The organism is Pseudomonas putida (assembly GCF_028682175.1).
Taxonomy (GTDB): Bacteria; Pseudomonadota; Gammaproteobacteria; order Pseudomonadales; family Pseudomonadaceae; genus Aquipseudomonas; species Aquipseudomonas putida_AD.
On sequence record NZ_JANHKS010000080.1, the window covers coordinates 1 to 15,803 of the forward strand.

The following is a 15,803-nucleotide window of genomic DNA, read 5'->3' on the forward strand; positions in this document are numbered from 1 at the left end:
CTCCGGCGGGAGCGGTGGATCAGACGACACATCATTGACTGATCCACCGCTCCCGCCGGCAAGCCGTGCTGCTACGGGGTCATTGTCCATTCAATCGTTACGCATCGCCCCGAAATACGCGCAGCCACGCTGGACCTGGCCGTTGACCCGCAGTTCGGCGGTCAGGTGCTGTACCGAGCCGGTCACCGGGTCCACGCAACGCTGCGGCGCCACGTACAGCTCCACATGCTGGTCGTTGGCGTCGGTGATCAGGTTGAAGCGGCCTTCGGGCATCTGCTCTTCCATGTACGGCACCGCGAATGCGTCCATGCCCTCACGTTCCAGGACCATGCCCTTGCCGCTGGCATTGAGGTTCCATTTCGGCGCGTTGCCGCTGGCGTGAATGGTCAGGCGCTTGAAGTTGGCGTCTTCGCAGGCATTGCTCGGGCGCTCGACGCGATACAGCTGGTAGACATCACCCTGGCCGTCACTGCCCTGGGCGCGGCTGGCGACGAAATTGCCACGGATGTCGGCGAAGGCCTTGCCGCTCTTGTCCACCACCGAGGCAGCTTCCTGCAGGATGCCGGTGTTGCCTTTGTCGGTCAGGGCGTAGCGGCGCTGCTCGTTGCAGGGTTCGAAGAACAGCTTGCCGCCGTCGCCGGTCAGGGTGCCTTGCATGCGGATCATGCCGTCGGTGGACACTTTGTCGGCAGCCGATTGCGAAGGCAGGAACTGGCAGCCGGCGAACAGAGGCACGAGGGCAAACAGCAGGACGGAACGAGCAGCGAACATGGGGCGGTCTCCAGACAAGTGCCGCCACGTTACTCAGCCTGCTCGCTCATCACAAGAGGCGATTAACCGACGCGGAAAGTGTGTCCTGTTTGTAGCCCTTCCACGCTCTTGGCGTAGGCCAGCGCCGCATCCGCAGCAGAAACCGGCTTGAAGCCACGGAAGAACGGGCCATAGCTGTCCATGGATTCTTCCAGCACGGTGGGGCTGACGCTGTTGACCCGCATGCCGCGCGGCAACTCGATGGCGGCCGCCCGCACGAAGCCGTCGATGGCCGAGTTGACCAGCGTCGCCGATGCGCCGCTGGCAATCGGATCGTGACTCAGCACGCCGGTGGTGAAGGTGAACGAGGCGCCGTCGTTGGCGAATTCGCGGCCGATCAACAGCAGGTTGACCTGGCCCATGAGCTTGTCGCGCAGGCCCAGGGCAAAGGATTCCTCGGTCATCTCGGCCAGGGGGGCGAAGGTGACGTTGCCGGCCGCGCAAACCAGTGCATCGAAAGGACCCGTCCGTTCGAATAGTTTGCGGATCGAGGCGCTGTCACTAATATCGACGGTTTCATCACCGCTGTTGCGGCCGATGCGCACGATCTCGTGGCGAGGCGCCAGTTCTTTCTCGATGGCCGAGCCGAGGGTGCCGCTGGCGCCGATCAGTAGAATTTTCACAGTGCTGTCCTTTGGGTGAGTGAGTCAGGTCCACAGTGTGTGCCGCGCTCGTCATCGCGATAAAGGGGGCGGACGGCAACCTCGGGTTGTCGAAAAGGAAACAATCATGAGCGAAATGGAGGACCTGGCGGCGTTCGCCCTGCTGGTGGAGGCCAACAGCTTCACCCTGGCCGCGCAATGGCTGGACACCAGCACCAGCCAGCTGTCCAAGCGCATCAGCAAGCTGGAGAAGAGCTACGGGGTGATCCTGCTGCACCGCACCACCCGCAGCCTGACGCTGACCTCGGCCGGGGCGATCCTGTTGCCCGAAGCCCGGGCGCTGCTGGCCCAGCGCGACCGGATTCGCGACGCCGTGGCCTACCTCAGCGAAAGCCTGAGCGGTACGGTGCGGCTGACGGTGCCGGTTTCGCTGGGTGAGACTTTCTTCGAAGGCGTGCTGACGGATTTCGCCAAAAGCTATCCCGACCTTCAGGTCGAGCTGGACCTGAACAATCAGTTCCGGGATTTGCGCCGCGACGGCTTCGACCTGGGGATTCGTTCCAGTGTCGGTATCGACGAGCGGCTGGTGGCCAAGCCGTTGCTGTCGCTGCAGGAATTGACCTGTGCCAGTCCCGCTTATCTGGAGCAACACGGCCAGCCGCAGACGCCGGAGGCCCTGCGGGTGCACCGCTGCCTGCTCAACAGCCATTACGCGGGCAGGGAAACCTGGGCTTATCACCAGAATCACGAACTGACGCGGATCAACGTGCGCGGGACGTTCGCCAGCAACCACTATGGCTTGCTGAAGAAAGCTGCGTTACTGGGGGCGGGGATTGCGCGGCTGCCGTCGTACATGGTGCATGACGAGCTCAATGACGGCCGGTTGAAATGGTTGTTGCGCGAGTATCAGACGCCGGTGTCGTCGCTGTTCATGGTGCATCCGTTCGAAGGGCAGTTGCCGAGGCGGATCCAGGTGATGGCGGATTATCTGACCGACTGGTTCGAGCGCCGGACGCTGGCGCTGGAAAACCTCTGACCAACGACGCCATTCTTGTAGGAGCGCGCTTGGTCTGGGCCGCATCCGGACGACCGCGGTGTGTCAGACAAATAATCACACCTGACACACCGCCGTCGTCCGGATGCGGCCCAGGCCAAGCGCGCTCCTACAAGGCTATCGCGTATACACGATAACCCTGTACCCATACCAAATGGGGGTGGGCCTTAACCGCCCAGGTAGGCATCCCGCACTTTCGGATCGACCAGCAACTCCTCGCCCGAGCCCTGCATCACCACCCGGCCGTTCTCCAGAACGTAGGCGCGGTCGGCGATTTTCAGGGCCTGGTTGGCGTTCTGCTCGACCAGGAACACGGTCACCCCGTCCCGGCGCAACTGTTCGACGATCTCGAAGATCTGCTGAATGATGATCGGTGCCAGACCCAGCGACGGCTCGTCGAGCAGCAGCAGCTTGGGCTTGCTCATCAGCGCACGACCGATGGCGAGCATCTGCTGTTCACCGCCGGACATGGTGCCGCCGCGCTGGTTGAAGCGTTCCTTCAGGCGCGGGAACAGGGCCAGCACCTTGTCCATCTGCTCCTGATAATCGCCCTTGTCGGTGAAGAACCCGCCCATGGCCAGGTTTTCCTCGACGGTCAGGCGGGCGAACACGCGACGGCCTTCGGGCACCACCGCGATGCTCTTGCGCATGATCACCGACGACTCCAGGCCCACCAGTTCCTCGCCCATGTAGCGGATGCTGCCGCTGTGGGCGCGGGGCGATCCGCAGAGGGTCATCAGCAGGGTCGACTTGCCGGCACCGTTGGCGCCGATCAGGGTGACGATCTCACCCTGTTGCACATCGATGCTGACGCCGTGCAGCGCCTGGATCTTGCCGTAGAAGGTGGAAACGTTTTCGAACTGCAGCATTTACGCTTCCCCCAGGTAGGCTTTGATCACATCAGGATTGTCACGGATCTGCTCGGGCGTACCGTCGGCCAGGGGCGTGCCCTGGTTGATGACGACGATGTGGTCGGAAATGCTCATGACCAGCTTCATGTCGTGCTCGATCAGCAGCACGGTCACGTTGTGGTCGTTGCGCAGCAAGCCGATCAGCGCCTTGAGGTCCTCGGTTTCCTTGGGGTTCAGGCCGGCCGCCGGCTCGTCGAGCATCAGGATGCGCGGGCGGGTCATCATGCAGCGGGCGATTTCCAGACGGCGTTGCTGACCATAGGCCAGGGTGCCGGCAGGGCGGTTGGCGAATTCCTTCAGGTTGACCGCATCCAGCCAGTGCTCGGCGTATTCCATGGCCTCGCGCTCGCTCTTGCGATACGACGGGGTCTTGAACAGGCCGGACAGGAAGTTGGTGTTGAGGTGACGATGCTGGGCAACCAGCAGGTTCTCCACCGCGGTCATTTCCTTGAACAGGCGCACGTTCTGGAACGTCCGCACCACGCCCTTGCGCGCGATCTCGTGACCGGCCAGGCCTTGGATCGGCTCGCCGTCGAGCAGGATGGTGCCCGCCGTCGGTTTATAGAAGCCGGTGAGGCAGTTGAACACGGTGGTCTTGCCGGCGCCGTTGGGGCCGATCATCGACACGACCTGTTTCTCGTTGACGGTCAGGCCCACGCCGTTGACCGCCAACAGGCCGCCAAAGCGCATGCTCAAGCCCGAAGCTTGCAGAAGTGGACGGCTCATCAGCGTTCCCCCTTGAGTTTCATGACGGGACGCTGCATTGGCAGGAAGCCCTGAGGACGCCAGATCATCATCAGCACCATCAAGGCGCCGAAGCCCAACATCCGGTATTCGCTGAATTCGCGCAGCAATTCAGGCAGCAGGATCATCACTACGGCCGCCAGGATCACGCCCAGTTGGGAACCCATGCCGCCCAGGACCACGATGGCGAGGATGATCGCCGATTCCAGGAAGGTGAAGGATTCAGGGGTAATCAGGCCTTGGCGCGCCGCGAAGAAGCTGCCGGCGAAACCGGCGAACGCAGCACCCAGGGTAAACGCCGAGAGCTTGATGATCGTCGGGTTCAGGCCCAGCGCGCGGCAGGCGATCTCGTCTTCACGCAGCGCTTCCCACGCGCGACCGATCGGCATGCGCAGCAGGCGGTTGATGACGAACAGCGCCGCCAGTGCCAGCAGCAGGGCGACCAGGTACAGGAAGATCACCTTGTTGACGGAGTTGTATTCCAGGCCGAAATACTCGTGGAAGGTCTGCATGCCTTCGGCCGCCTTGCGCTCGAAGGTCAGGCCGAACAGCGTCGGTTTTTCGATGTTGCTGATGCCGTTCGGGCCGCCGGTGAGGTCGGTCAGGTTACGCAGGAACAGACGGATGATTTCACCGAAGCCCAGGGTCACGATGGCCAGGTAGTCACCGCGCAGTCGAAGTACCGGGAAGCCCAGCAGGAAACCGAACGTGGCCGAAGCCAGGCCGGCCAGTGGCAGGCAGATCCAGAAACCGAAGCCGTAGTAGTGCTGCAGCAGGGCATAGGTGTAGGCGCCGACGGCGTAGAAGCCGACGTAACCCAGGTCCAGCAGGCCTGCAAGGCCAACCACGATGTTCAGGCCCAGGCCCAGCATCACGTAGATCAGGATCAGGGTTGCGATGTCCACCGCGCCGCGCGAGCCGAAGAACGGCCACACCAGTGCCACGATGATGATCGCGCCGAGGAACCAGCGCTGTGTCGAAGGCAGGGTCATGAAGTTGCTGGCGCGCGAGGACACCAGTTGCTTCTGCGGGCGCGAACGCCACATGGCGCTGATCTGCTCGTTGTACAGCACGCGCAGGAACATCAGCAGCGCTGCGCCGAAGATCACCAGCAGGGTGTTGGTGGTGGCGCCGACGACCGCCAGGTTGACCCCGACGATGTCCAGCTTGAGCCCGAGGATCGGGTAGGCAACCAGCAGCACCAGTACAGCGCTGAACAGGGCCGATTTGAGATTCCTGGTCATACTTTTTCAACCTCCGGACGGCCGAGCAGGCCGGTTGGCCGGAACAACAACACCAAGACAAGAAGACCGAACGCCACCACATCCTTGTACTGGTCGCCGAAGATATCGGCGCCAAACGCTTCAGCCACACCCAGCACCAGACCGCCGAGCATAGCGCCCGGGATACTGCCGATACCGCCCAGTACCGCTGCGGTGAAGGCCTTGATGCCGACCAGGAAACCGGCGTTGGGGTTGATCACGCCGTACTGCATGCTCAAAAGCACCGCCGCCACCGCTGCCAGCGCAGCGCCGATGACGAAGGTCAGGGCGATGATGTTGTTGGTGTTGATACCCAGCAGGTTGGCCATCTTGATGTCTTCGGCGCAGGCGCGGCAGGCGCGGCCCAGGCGGGAGCGGGAGATGAACCAGGTCAGGCCGAGCATGGCGACCACGGTGACGATGAAGATCAGGATCTGCATGTAGGAGATCACGACTTCATGGGTCGAACCCGGGCCGAACACGAAGTTGCCAGGGATCAGGTTGGGGATCGATTTGTCCTTGGAGTCCTGCGACAACAACACCGTGTTCTGCAGGAATATGGACATGCCGATCGCCGAAATCAGAGGGATCAGGCGGTTGCTGCCGCGAAGGGGGCGGTAGGCGACCCGCTCGATGGCGTAACCGTAGGCGCTGGTCACCACGATACTGGCGACGAACGCGGCAGTAATCAGCAGGGGCAGGCTGTCCAGGCCCAGCATGGTCAGGCCGGCCAGGGCGATGAACGCCACGTACGATCCGATCATGTACACCTCGCCGTGGGCGAAGTTGATCATGCCGATGATGCCGTAGACCATGGTGTAGCCGATGGCGATCAAGGCGTATGTGCTGCCAATGGTCATGCCATTAACCAGCTGTTGGAAAAAATGATAGATGTCTATCTCGGGCATTTGCCGCGCTCCTAAAAACCTTCTCGGTGTTTCACTGGTGAAGTCTTTTTCCCGCTCGCGCGTCGTGATCTACGTCCGCGTTCGGCACGAGCCCAGTGATTCACTGGTGCGGTTTCAAGATGTTCAGGGCATCGGGATTCTTGTGAAACCCCGCGTCCCAGCTAAAACAAAGCCCACTGCGGTTGCAGTGGGCTTCGGGTAAGCATGAAGGCTGCGATTACTTCACAGGGGCTTCAGTCTTGGTGCCATCTTTGTGCCAGGTGTAGACGACGAATTTGAAGTCTTTCAGGTCACCCTTGGCATCGAAGGACAGATCGCCGGTAGGGGTCTTGAAGGTGCCTTTGTGGATGGCTTCGGCCACTTTGGCGGTGTCTTCGGACTTGGCGGTCTTGATGCCTTCGGCGATCACTTCGACAGCGGCGTAGGCCGGGAACACGAAAGGACCGCTCGGGTCTTCTTTCTTGGCCTTGAACGCGTCAACCAGCGCCTTGTTGGCAGGGTCCTGGTCGAAGGATTTCGGCAGGGTCACCAGCAGGCCTTCGGAAGCGTCCTGGGCGATCTGCGAGATCGAGGCGTTACCCACGCCTTCCGGACCCATGAAGCCGGCCTTCAGGCCTTTTTCCTGTGCCTGGCGCAGGATCAGGCCCAGCTCAGGGTGGTAGCCGCCGTAGTAGACGAAGTCGACGTTGGCTTGTTTCATCTTGGCGATCAGCGAGGAGAAGTCCTTGTCGCCGGCGTTGATGCCTTCGAACAGGGCGACTTTCACGCCGTCTTTTTCCAGAGTGGTTTTAACGGCGGTGGCGATGCCTTCACCGTACTGCTGCTTGTCGTGGATGACCGCAACGATTTTCGGCTTGACCTGCTTGGCGATGTATTCGCCAGCGGCCGGGCCCTGGGCGCTGTCCAGGCCGATGGTGCGGAAGACCAGCTTGTAGCCACGGGCGGTGATGTCCGGGCTGGTGGCCGCTGGGGTGATCATGATCACGCCTTCGTCTTCGTAGATGTCGGACGCAGGCTGGGTGGAGCTGGAGCACAGGTGGCCGACCACGAACTTGACGCCATCGTTGACCACTTTGTTGGCCACGGCTACGGCTTGTTTCGGATCGCAGGCGTCGTCGTACTCAACGGCTTCGAGTTTCTTGCCATCCACGCCGCCTTTGGCGTTGATCTGCTCGATGGCCATCTTGGCACCGCTGAACTGCATGTCGCCGTATTGGGCTACAGCACCGGTTTTAGGGCCGGCGATGCCGATCTTGATGGTGTCGGCTGCGAACGAGTGACTGGCAACCCCCGCCAGAACCAGTGCGGCAAACAACTTGGAAATCTGATTAATACCCTTAGTCATGATGCTCCACTCTTGCGTTTGTAGTTTTTATAATCCTGACGGCCAGAAGCTGCAGGACCGGATTGATTTATCCAAGCCTTACCCCAGGCAACTGTACCGGAACAGTTTAGAGCGCCGGTCGAGCGCTTGAAAAGCTGGCTGCGGGGGGCAAAACCTGTTGATGTCGCTTAATCGAAAGAAAGATACACAATCAAGCCGGTGGATTCCCCAACCGGGTCACTCAATCTATCGGCCTGAGCGAAGTTCTCTGCAATCAATCACTTGAATCCGGGTTTGAGCGCAGGGAAGGCGGCGGTATCATTTGCGCCGAATTTCCAGACGGTGAAACCCATGACGCAAGAACCTAGCACCCTCTATGCCAAGCTGCTTGGCGAAACGGCTTCAATCACGTGGAAAGAATTGCAACCGTTCTTTGCCAAGGGTGCCCTGTTGTGGGTCGAACCCTCGCAGGATCTGATCGCCGTAGCCGAGGCTTTTGCCGAAAATGCTGAGGCAAAAGTGGCTGCGTGGCTGGCCTCGGGGGAGGTCGGGAAGGTCTCTGAATCAACGGCTCTGGACCTGCTGGAGCGCGATCCGCCGCTGTGGGCGGTGGTGGTGGCGCCTTGGGTGTTGATCCAGGAGAGGGCGCCGCAGGCTTGAGCGCACCGATTTGGTGCTTTGCATGATGGCATAGTGGGTAAGTCGGTAACCTTGGGGTGGCTCTGGATTGTTACTCTGATGCCCTGGCGGGCCTATCGCGAGCAAGCTCACTCCTACATTTGTTGCAACGAACCGCATTCTGATAGACCGAGGTTTCAGCTTTTAAAAGCTACCAACGCGGTCTATCAGGCCATGGCACGGTGCAAAAAATGTAGGAGTGAGCTTGCTCGCGATCAGGCCCGAAGGGCATCAATGTAGCGATCTCAAGCCAAATACCCCGTCTTCCCCGTATGCTGATTCAACGAAATCACCCGCGTCTTGCCAATCCGGTGACGGTAAATCTCCCGCAAATACTTCACCGCCTTCTTCACGCTCTCCCGGGAAATCCGGATGTCGTTGATCGAGATGAACCGCGATTTGTCGTCGATCAGCTCGCGGTACTTCTTCTCGTACATCGGTTTGATCGCATACCAGTTGGTGTCGAGAATTTTTGCCGGGTTCTCGTATTCATTGAGCAGGTCATCGATGCGATCTTCGTCGAACTCATCGCTCATGATGAAATCCAGAATCGAGTTGTCCAGCGTGTCGTCGAAGCGATACGGCTGTCTGGCGAAGCAACGTTTGATGAACGCGACGATCAGGGTCAGGAAATCGTCTGACAGGCACGGGCTCTTGGCGATCAGGGTGGTCAGCGACAGGTTGGCCGAGGCGCCGATCACCAGCGCGTAACGCTTGAGCGTGGTGTTGGGGAACAGGCTGTTGAGGTGGGTCTTGAGCCGGTTCAGATCCATATAGGACAGCTTGTAGTCCTTGGGCAGCGAGACAATCGACACCACCGACGAGCAGTTCTTGAAGAAATGCAGGTCATGCAGCGCCGCAGCGTCGTAACCGGATGCCTTGTACTGCTCCAGCGCCGCGCGATACCGGCGCGATTCGATCGGCAGCAGGCTGATGCCTTCGATGGCCTGGGTCATCTTGTTGAAATGCGGCAGGTCGATGGAGCGGAAGAACAGGTCGTCGATGTCCAGGCGCGGCTGTTCTTTCTCGAACAGCTTGAGCTTGTCCGAGCCCGGCAGCGGGGTTTCCGGCACCACGGATTCTGCGTAGGCAATCGCCACCGGGCCTGCCAGGCTCATGAACAGGTCGTTGGCGTCCAGGCGAATGGTCTCGCCGATGTCGATGCCAGCCCTGCGGAAATAGTTCTGGTCGTAGTCAGTGGTGACCGCCTGGGCGGTCAGAATGTTGAATATCTGTTGTGAGATGTACTGGTTGGCGTGACGCTCCATGGCGTTGACGTCGATGTTCTCGATGGTGCCGTCATCGCTCTCTTCGGCGTAGCGCATGATGTCGTTGGAAATCAGCATCATCGCGTTCCATGGCCGGATGCGGCCCATGACGCTGGCTTCGCTGCTGTCTTCGTTCTCGAAGTTGTACGAGAAATCCCATTCCTCTGCCAGATACTTGCACAGCAGCCGTCCGGCGTTGATGTGCAGGGCTTCCGACATTTCGCTGCGATGGTCGGAAATGTTCGGCAGAACGCAGATGCCGCTGGTGAAGATCGGCTCGAACACGAAGGAGCGCCCGCGCTTGCTGTCGTTCTCGCTGGCGGGCTTGGTGTCGAACGTCTTGTTCATGTACGAGAACTGCTGGGCCAGGCCGAATTCCGAGGCCATCCCCGAACCCGTACCGCCCCCTGCACTGAAGATGTAGAAGTACAGGCGCGACTGGTTGGCCTTGATGCCGCAGGAGTCGATCAGGTAGGAGTGGATCAGCTTCCAGTCGGCGCTGGAGAAGTGCTCGGTGTCCTTGTTGAGGATGATCTTGGCCAGATACTGGCCCAGGATTGGCGCGTTACCGGCGCCGCCGGCATGAACCTCCGAGAGGTCCATGATCTTCATCTTGCTGTAGTCCTTGATGAAGCCGCTTTTCTCGCCCTTGCGCGAAAAACGGATGCGCCCGGCGATGTCCTTGTCCAGGTCGCCGAGCATCACCAGCGGTTCGACCAGAAACACCGGCTTGCTGGATTTGTTCTGCACCAGACGCAGGTTGTTGCGAATCCAGCGTGCGGGGCTGTAGCCCTTGTCGTCACGCAGGCGGTCATCGTTATTCAACTGGTTCAGGTAGAAGGTGCGGGCGTTATAGACAAGCTCCGCCACGTCCAGCGCGATGTTCGAGCCGCAGCGGCCCAGGCCGATCAGGCAGACCGAAGGGAACTGCTGATCGCTGCGGTCTTGCGCTTCCTCGAAGTGGATCGACGGTGGAAACACCATGTCGCGCAGGCCGTCGAGGTTGTCGAGGATGCGGTCAGTGTCGGTTTCGGTGAAATAGAGGTACGACTGGGCAGGCACCGGTTGCGGGCGGTAATCGCCATGGGGCGCCACGCTGTGCTGATCGAGTACGGTTTGCAGAAGTTCGGATACAGCGCCTGCTGCCTCGGTTTTATTGGTCATTGCCTGCCATGCCTGAAGGATGGCGCACAGGTGTCAACGCGCCATCACAGAAAAGAAAGCCGGACTTTACAGCGGCTCATCGATGGCTAGCGATAGGGCCCAACCCTAGCGGCGCCTAGGGGAAACCCCTCCGCGAGCTGCCTCGAACGATCAGGCTTTAACAGGCAAAGGCTCTGTATCGGGCTGCGAGGCCGCAGCACGCAACGCGGCGACGTGGGGGCGGTTCAGTTGCTCCACCACCGGGCCCAGGTCCCTGAGCGGCAGTGGCTTGCTGAACAGGTAGCCTTGCACGTAATCGCAGCCGTATGTACTGAGAAACTCCAGTTGCGCCGGGGTTTCCACGCCTTCGGTGACCACTTTCAGGTGCAGCGTGTGGGCCATGAGGATGATCGCCTGGACGATTTCCATGTCCTGTGGCGATTTGGGAATGTCGATGATGAACGAGCGGTCGATCTTGACTGTGTCCAGCGGCAGGCGCTTGAGGTACGCCAGGGACGAGTAGCCGGTGCCGAAGTCGTCGATGGACAGCCCGACCCCCAGCGCGCGGATCTGCTTGAGCAGCAGGATGGTGTTGCTGATATTGCCCATCAGGGCGTTTTCGGTCACTTCCAGTTCCAGCCTGCCGGGTGCGACGCCGGCCTGTTTCAGCGCGCTGTCGACCTCTGCGGGCAACTCTTCGCGGGCCAGGTTCAAGGCCGAGCAGTTCACCGCGATCACCAGATGATCGAACCCCGGTTCAGTGAGCTGGCCCAGGTCACGGCAGGCCCGGCGCAAGACCCAGTTGTCCAGTTCGGCGATCAGGCCGTTGTTTTCCGCGATACCGATGAAGCGGTCCGGCGTCAGCAGGCCGTGGGTCGGGTGCTGCCAGCGCACCAGCGCTTCGAGTTTCGCCACGTGCCCGGTGCGCAGGTCGACGATGGGCTGGTAATACAGTTGCAGGCCGCTTTCTTCGTGCAGGGCGGCGCGCAACTCCTCTTCCAGATGCAGTTCAAGGCTGGCCTTGGTCCTGAGGTTGGAACTGAAGAAATGCGTGCTGTTGCGACCGTTTCCCTTGGACTGGTAAAGCGCGAGGTCGGCGTGCTTGAGCAGCTCTTCGCACGTCTGGCCATCGTCGGGGAAAACGCTGATCCCGATGCTGGTGGTCATGACCATGCGCCGGCCGGACAGGGCAATCGGGTCTTTCATCTTTTGCATGACGCGCTGGGCCAGAGCCAGCGCTTCGTTGTTGTTATGGTGCAGCGCCATGAGGATGCAGAATTCGTCGCCACCGAAGCGCGCCACCACGTCGCTGGCGCGGGTCGCGTTGCGAATGCGCTCGGCGATGACCTTGAGCAACTCGTCCCCCGCGTCATGTCCCAGGCTGTCATTGATGCGCTTGAAGTGGTCGATGTCCAGAAACATCACCGCCAGCTTGCCCCCGGCCTGGGTCTGTTCCCGCAGGCGCTCGGCGAAGATCTGGTTGAAGCCGCGTCGGTTGATCAGGTTGGTCAGGGCGTCGTAATGCGCCACCTGCTGCAAGGAAACCCGCGCCTGGTCGAGCTGGCTGAGCAGGGCATTGACCCGGCGCAGATCGCGCTCCTTGGCTTGCAGCTTCTTGTCGGCCAGCGCGGCGCTGACGCTGCCAACGATGATCAGTAGCACGATCAGGGTAATGGTCAGTGCCAGTTGCAGGCTGTTTTCGGTGGTCGAGACCTGCAATTGCGCGTCGGCAGGGACCACCAGGTGCAACGCCCACATGCCCATGAAGTGCGTGCTGACGATGCCGGCGCCGAGCACCAGGCTGGCGCCGTACTTGAGCCGTTGATGAAGCACGCCACTGCCCCTGCGCAGGCGCATGGCCAGGATCAGCGCGGCGCAGCTGCTGGCGATGGCAATGATGATCGAGGCGGTGAATCGCGCAGGCTCGTAGTACTGGGTGGCGCCTGAGCGCATCGAGGCCATGCCGGTGTAGTGCATCGCGGCGATGCCCAGGCCCATCAGGACCGAGGCGACGAGGTATTGCGTGGGGCGCAGGGATGGGTGGCTCAGCGCTTCCATGGCCACCATGCCGGCAATCAGGGCGATGGCCAGCGAGGCGACGGTCACGGACAGCTCGTAATGCATGTCCAGCGGGGCCTGGAAGGAGAGCATGCTGATGAAATGCATCGCCCAGATGCCCACAGCCAAGCATAGGGCACCGAGCGCGCGCCAATGAATCCTGGCCTTGAAATGGTCGACATGCCCGACCCGCTCGGCGATGTCGAGCGTGGCGAAGCTGGCGGCGCAGGCCACCACATACGCGAGCAGGACCAGCAGAGGATCGTGGCTGCAGTCCAGCAGCATCCGGCCATCTGCCGGCATCGACGAAAGCAAGTGCATACCCAGCCAATCCATAGCCCACTCCATGTGTTCACTGCCGGAGCGCCTTCAGTCGGGTAGCTGATGGCACTTTGCAATGATTATAGAGATGGCCGGGTTTGAAACACCTGTTGGGAGACGAACGTACTAACTATTTCGCAATAACACCCTGCGTCGATAGATCCAAAGGTTCAGGCGACGGCTATCAGGGTTGGCTGTTCAATGGGGGCCAATCCGAAGGCCGCCCTGGCTGCATCGCAGTCGGCGTTATGGATGCCACCAGTCCAGGACGCTTCGAATTCCCGGCAGGGGCTGGAACGCTGTTCATAAATTGAGCAACGAGTGCCCTTGCCGACTTCACCCTCCAGCGCGGTACAGCGCGGCGACTTGCAATCAGTGCCCAGCATCGCCACGCGGCTGGGGCTGATGCTGGCGACCAGATCGTCCGGCACTGTCCCGCCCGCCGATGCACATTCACCCCAAAAGAAAGACACGCGAAAGTATGAACAACAGGCACCACAATTCAGGCACGGGCTGACATCGGACATGGCGATGAACTACGAAAGAGGGGAGGGAGGGGGGATCGGTTGGGCGCTCATTCTAGGCTTTCCATTGCGGCTGGGAAGGGGGGCTGAAGACTATATTTTCAGGGGCCCGTAGCAGCCCGGCCGGGCGGCGTTCCGCTTGCCGGCGGGGCGTCGTGTCAGGCAGTACATCATTGGCTGATCCACCGCTCCCGCCGGCAAGCCGTGCTGCTACGGGGTATAGCTCCATGCCAGGGTATCAACCCCGCGAATGATCACAGACAGACCTGCCAACCCTGACTAGATTCCAGATTCCTGGCTTGGTTGTGTCTGGCCCGATAACAATAAAAGAGATCGACACATGGATCATTCGACTCAAGCGGCGAACGCGTGGCGGGTACTGTTTCTGCTGTTTCTGGCCAATCTGTTCAACTTCTTCGATCGCACCATCCCGGCGATCATCATCGAGCCGATCCGCAAGGAGTGGCTGCTCAGCGACTTCCAGTTGGGCATCATCGGCACGGCGTTCACCCTGGTCTATGCCGTCGCCGGACTGCCGCTGGGGCGCATGGCTGATACCGGCTCGCGCAGCAAACTGATGGGCTGGGGCCTGGCGGCCTGGAGCGGGCTGACGGCAGTCAACGGCCTGGTCGGCAGCTTCTGGACGTTTCTACTGGTGCGCATGGGCGTGGGGATTGGCGAGGCCAGTTATGCGCCTGCTGCCAATTCATTGATCGGTGACCTGTTCCCGGCACACCGCCGCGCCCGGGCCATGGGCATTTTCATGCTCGGCTTGCCGCTGGGGTTGCTGCTGGCGTTCTTCACCATCGGGGCGATGGTCAAGGCTTTCGACAGCTGGCGCGCTCCGTTCTTCATCGCCGCCGTGCCAGGGCTGATCCTGGCGGTGTTCATGTTCTTCATTCGCGAACCGGTGCGCGGCGCGGCGGAAGCTGTGGCGACATCCCAGGAGAAGATCGACCGGCCCATCCGCCGCGTGCTGTCGATCCCGACGTTTCGCTGGCTGGTGCTGGCGGGACTGGCGTTCAACTTCGCCACCTACGCCTGTAACTCGTTCATGGTGCCGATGTTGCAGCGCTATTTCTTGCTGCCCTTGCAAGAGGCGGCGATGGCGACCGGGATGATCGTCGGCGTGACCGGGCTTGTGGGCTTGACCGCCGGTGGCTGGATCGCGGACAAGGTGCATCAGCGCTGGGCCAGCGGGCGACTGGTGTTTGCCGCGCTGAGCATGGCGGTGGCCAGTGTGTGCACCGGTTACGCGCTGCATGCCGGGCGGATCGAGATTGGTGTGTTCGTTGCGGTGTTCAGCGTTGGCTGGCTGTTTTCCTACAACTTCTATACCTGCGTCTACACCGCGATTCAGGACGTGGTTCAACCGCGTTTGCGGGCAACGGCGATGGCGCTGTTCTTCGCCGGGTTGTACCTGCTGGGCGGAGGATTGGGGCCGGTGGTGGTGGGGTTGCTGTCCGATCATTTTGCGCATTCGGCGATGTACGCCGCGCAGGTCGAACAGATGACCGAGCCGTTCAAGGCCGTGGGCCTGCATGACGCGATGTACCTGATCCCGGTGGCGCTGTTCTTTGCCCTGGTGTTTCTGGTGCGGGCGTCCAAATGCTTCAGCCGCGATGCACAGAGGATGCGCGAAGGCACGACAATCCCGGAACCACGCTCCCCCGCCACGGCAGTGGATGGGCCAACGGCTGTCTGACTGACACCACCGCCCTGCGTAGGAGCGCGCTGCCAGCGATGGCGATCTATCAGTGATGAAGATGTCGGCTGACACACCGCAGTCGCGGGCAAGCGCGCTCCTACAGCGTTAGCGGTGTGTCTGGGATGAGCATGCCACCTGGCAGACCGCAATCGCGAGCAAGCTCACTCCTACAGATGTGCAGGACTGTAGGAACGCGCTTGCTCGCGATGGCGATCTATCAGTGATGAAGATGTCGGCTTACACACCGCAGTCGCGGGCAAGCGCGCTCCTACAGCGTTAGCGGTGTGTCTGGGATGAGCATGCCACCTGGCAGACCGCCATCGCGAGCAAGCTCACGCCTACAGATGTGCACCACTGTAGGAGCGCGCTTGCCCGCGACGGCGGGATCGGCGACGGCTGTCTGACTGACACACCACGGCCCCTTGTAGGAGTGAGCTTGCTCGCGATGGCGATCTATCTGTGATGAAGATGTCGGCTGACCCACCGCC

Annotated in this window: 13 protein-coding genes; 3 read left to right on the forward strand and 10 right to left on the reverse strand. The window is 61.0% G+C overall.

Annotation, left to right across the window (positions count from 1 at the left end; genetic code table 11):
• Nucleotides 1-90: 90 nt before the first annotated feature.
• Nucleotides 91-771: a COG3650 family protein gene (locus NPS29_RS27725; RefSeq protein ID WP_274136644.1), complete on the reverse strand. Its 681-nt coding sequence runs from the start codon at nucleotides 769-771 to the stop codon at nucleotides 91-93.
• Nucleotides 772-833: 62 nt separating this feature from the next.
• The gene (locus NPS29_RS27730) at nucleotides 834-1,433 is read right to left on the reverse strand and encodes a short chain dehydrogenase (RefSeq protein ID WP_274136646.1); all 600 of its coding nucleotides are present in this window, start codon (nucleotides 1,431-1,433) and stop codon (nucleotides 834-836) included.
• Between the two features lie 106 nt (nucleotides 1,434-1,539).
• Between NPS29_RS27730 and NPS29_RS27735 the strand changes: the two genes are divergently transcribed.
• Entirely contained in the window at nucleotides 1,540-2,448 is a 909-nt protein-coding gene (locus NPS29_RS27735) for a LysR family transcriptional regulator (RefSeq protein ID WP_274136648.1), read from the forward strand.
• Between the two features lie 185 nt (nucleotides 2,449-2,633).
• On the opposite strand, the gene NPS29_RS27740 is transcribed toward NPS29_RS27735, so the two are convergent.
• The 5 genes from NPS29_RS27740 to NPS29_RS27760 all read right to left on the reverse strand — a co-directional run bounded on the left by NPS29_RS27740 (nucleotide 2,634) and on the right by NPS29_RS27760 (nucleotide 7,636).
• Nucleotides 2,634-3,335, reverse strand: coding sequence for an ABC transporter ATP-binding protein (locus NPS29_RS27740; protein WP_274136649.1), 702 nt, complete (start codon nucleotides 3,333-3,335; stop codon nucleotides 2,634-2,636).
• Complete coding sequence (livG, locus tag NPS29_RS27745) at nucleotides 3,336-4,103, reverse strand: high-affinity branched-chain amino acid ABC transporter ATP-binding protein LivG (protein ID WP_274136650.1); 768 nt, start codon at nucleotides 4,101-4,103, stop codon at nucleotides 3,336-3,338.
• Complete coding sequence (locus NPS29_RS27750) at nucleotides 4,103-5,365, reverse strand: high-affinity branched-chain amino acid ABC transporter permease LivM (RefSeq protein ID WP_274136651.1); 1,263 nt, start codon at nucleotides 5,363-5,365, stop codon at nucleotides 4,103-4,105. Before NPS29_RS27750 ends, livG begins: the two co-directional genes overlap by 1 nt.
• On the reverse strand, nucleotides 5,362-6,291 hold the full coding sequence (gene livH, locus NPS29_RS27755; protein WP_274136652.1) for a high-affinity branched-chain amino acid ABC transporter permease LivH: 930 nt from the start codon (nucleotides 6,289-6,291) through the stop codon (nucleotides 5,362-5,364). Before livH ends, NPS29_RS27750 begins: the two co-directional genes overlap by 4 nt.
• Nucleotides 6,292-6,508: 217 nt before the next feature.
• On the reverse strand, nucleotides 6,509-7,636 hold the full coding sequence (locus tag NPS29_RS27760; RefSeq protein WP_274136654.1) for a branched-chain amino acid ABC transporter substrate-binding protein: 1,128 nt from the start codon (nucleotides 7,634-7,636) through the stop codon (nucleotides 6,509-6,511).
• 330 nt (nucleotides 7,637-7,966) lie between these two features.
• On the opposite strand from NPS29_RS27760, the gene NPS29_RS27765 reads away from it, so the two are divergent.
• On the forward strand, nucleotides 7,967-8,275 hold the full coding sequence (locus tag NPS29_RS27765) for a DUF2288 domain-containing protein (RefSeq protein ID WP_274136656.1): 309 nt from the start codon (nucleotides 7,967-7,969) through the stop codon (nucleotides 8,273-8,275).
• Nucleotides 8,276-8,538: 263 nt separating this feature from the next.
• On the opposite strand, the gene NPS29_RS27770 is transcribed toward NPS29_RS27765, so the two are convergent.
• From NPS29_RS27770 to NPS29_RS27780, 3 genes are all read right to left on the reverse strand, one after another.
• Nucleotides 8,539-10,725 carry a hypothetical protein gene (locus tag NPS29_RS27770; RefSeq protein WP_274136658.1) on the reverse strand — a complete coding sequence of 729 codons (2,187 nt, stop codon included), beginning with the start codon at nucleotides 10,723-10,725 and terminating at the stop codon, nucleotides 8,539-8,541.
• Between the two features lie 150 nt (nucleotides 10,726-10,875).
• On the reverse strand, nucleotides 10,876-13,098 hold the full coding sequence (locus NPS29_RS27775) for a putative bifunctional diguanylate cyclase/phosphodiesterase (RefSeq protein WP_337993927.1): 2,223 nt from the start codon (nucleotides 13,096-13,098) through the stop codon (nucleotides 10,876-10,878).
• Between the two features lie 155 nt (nucleotides 13,099-13,253).
• On the reverse strand, nucleotides 13,254-13,610 hold the full coding sequence (locus tag NPS29_RS27780; RefSeq protein ID WP_274136660.1) for a YkgJ family cysteine cluster protein: 357 nt from the start codon (nucleotides 13,608-13,610) through the stop codon (nucleotides 13,254-13,256).
• A 280-nt stretch (nucleotides 13,611-13,890) separates the two neighbouring features.
• On the opposite strand from NPS29_RS27780, the gene NPS29_RS27785 reads away from it, so the two are divergent.
• Nucleotides 13,891-15,312 carry a spinster family MFS transporter gene (locus tag NPS29_RS27785; RefSeq protein ID WP_274136662.1) on the forward strand — a complete coding sequence of 474 codons (1,422 nt, stop codon included), beginning with the start codon at nucleotides 13,891-13,893 and terminating at the stop codon, nucleotides 15,310-15,312.
• Nucleotides 15,313-15,803: the final 491 nt, after the last annotated feature.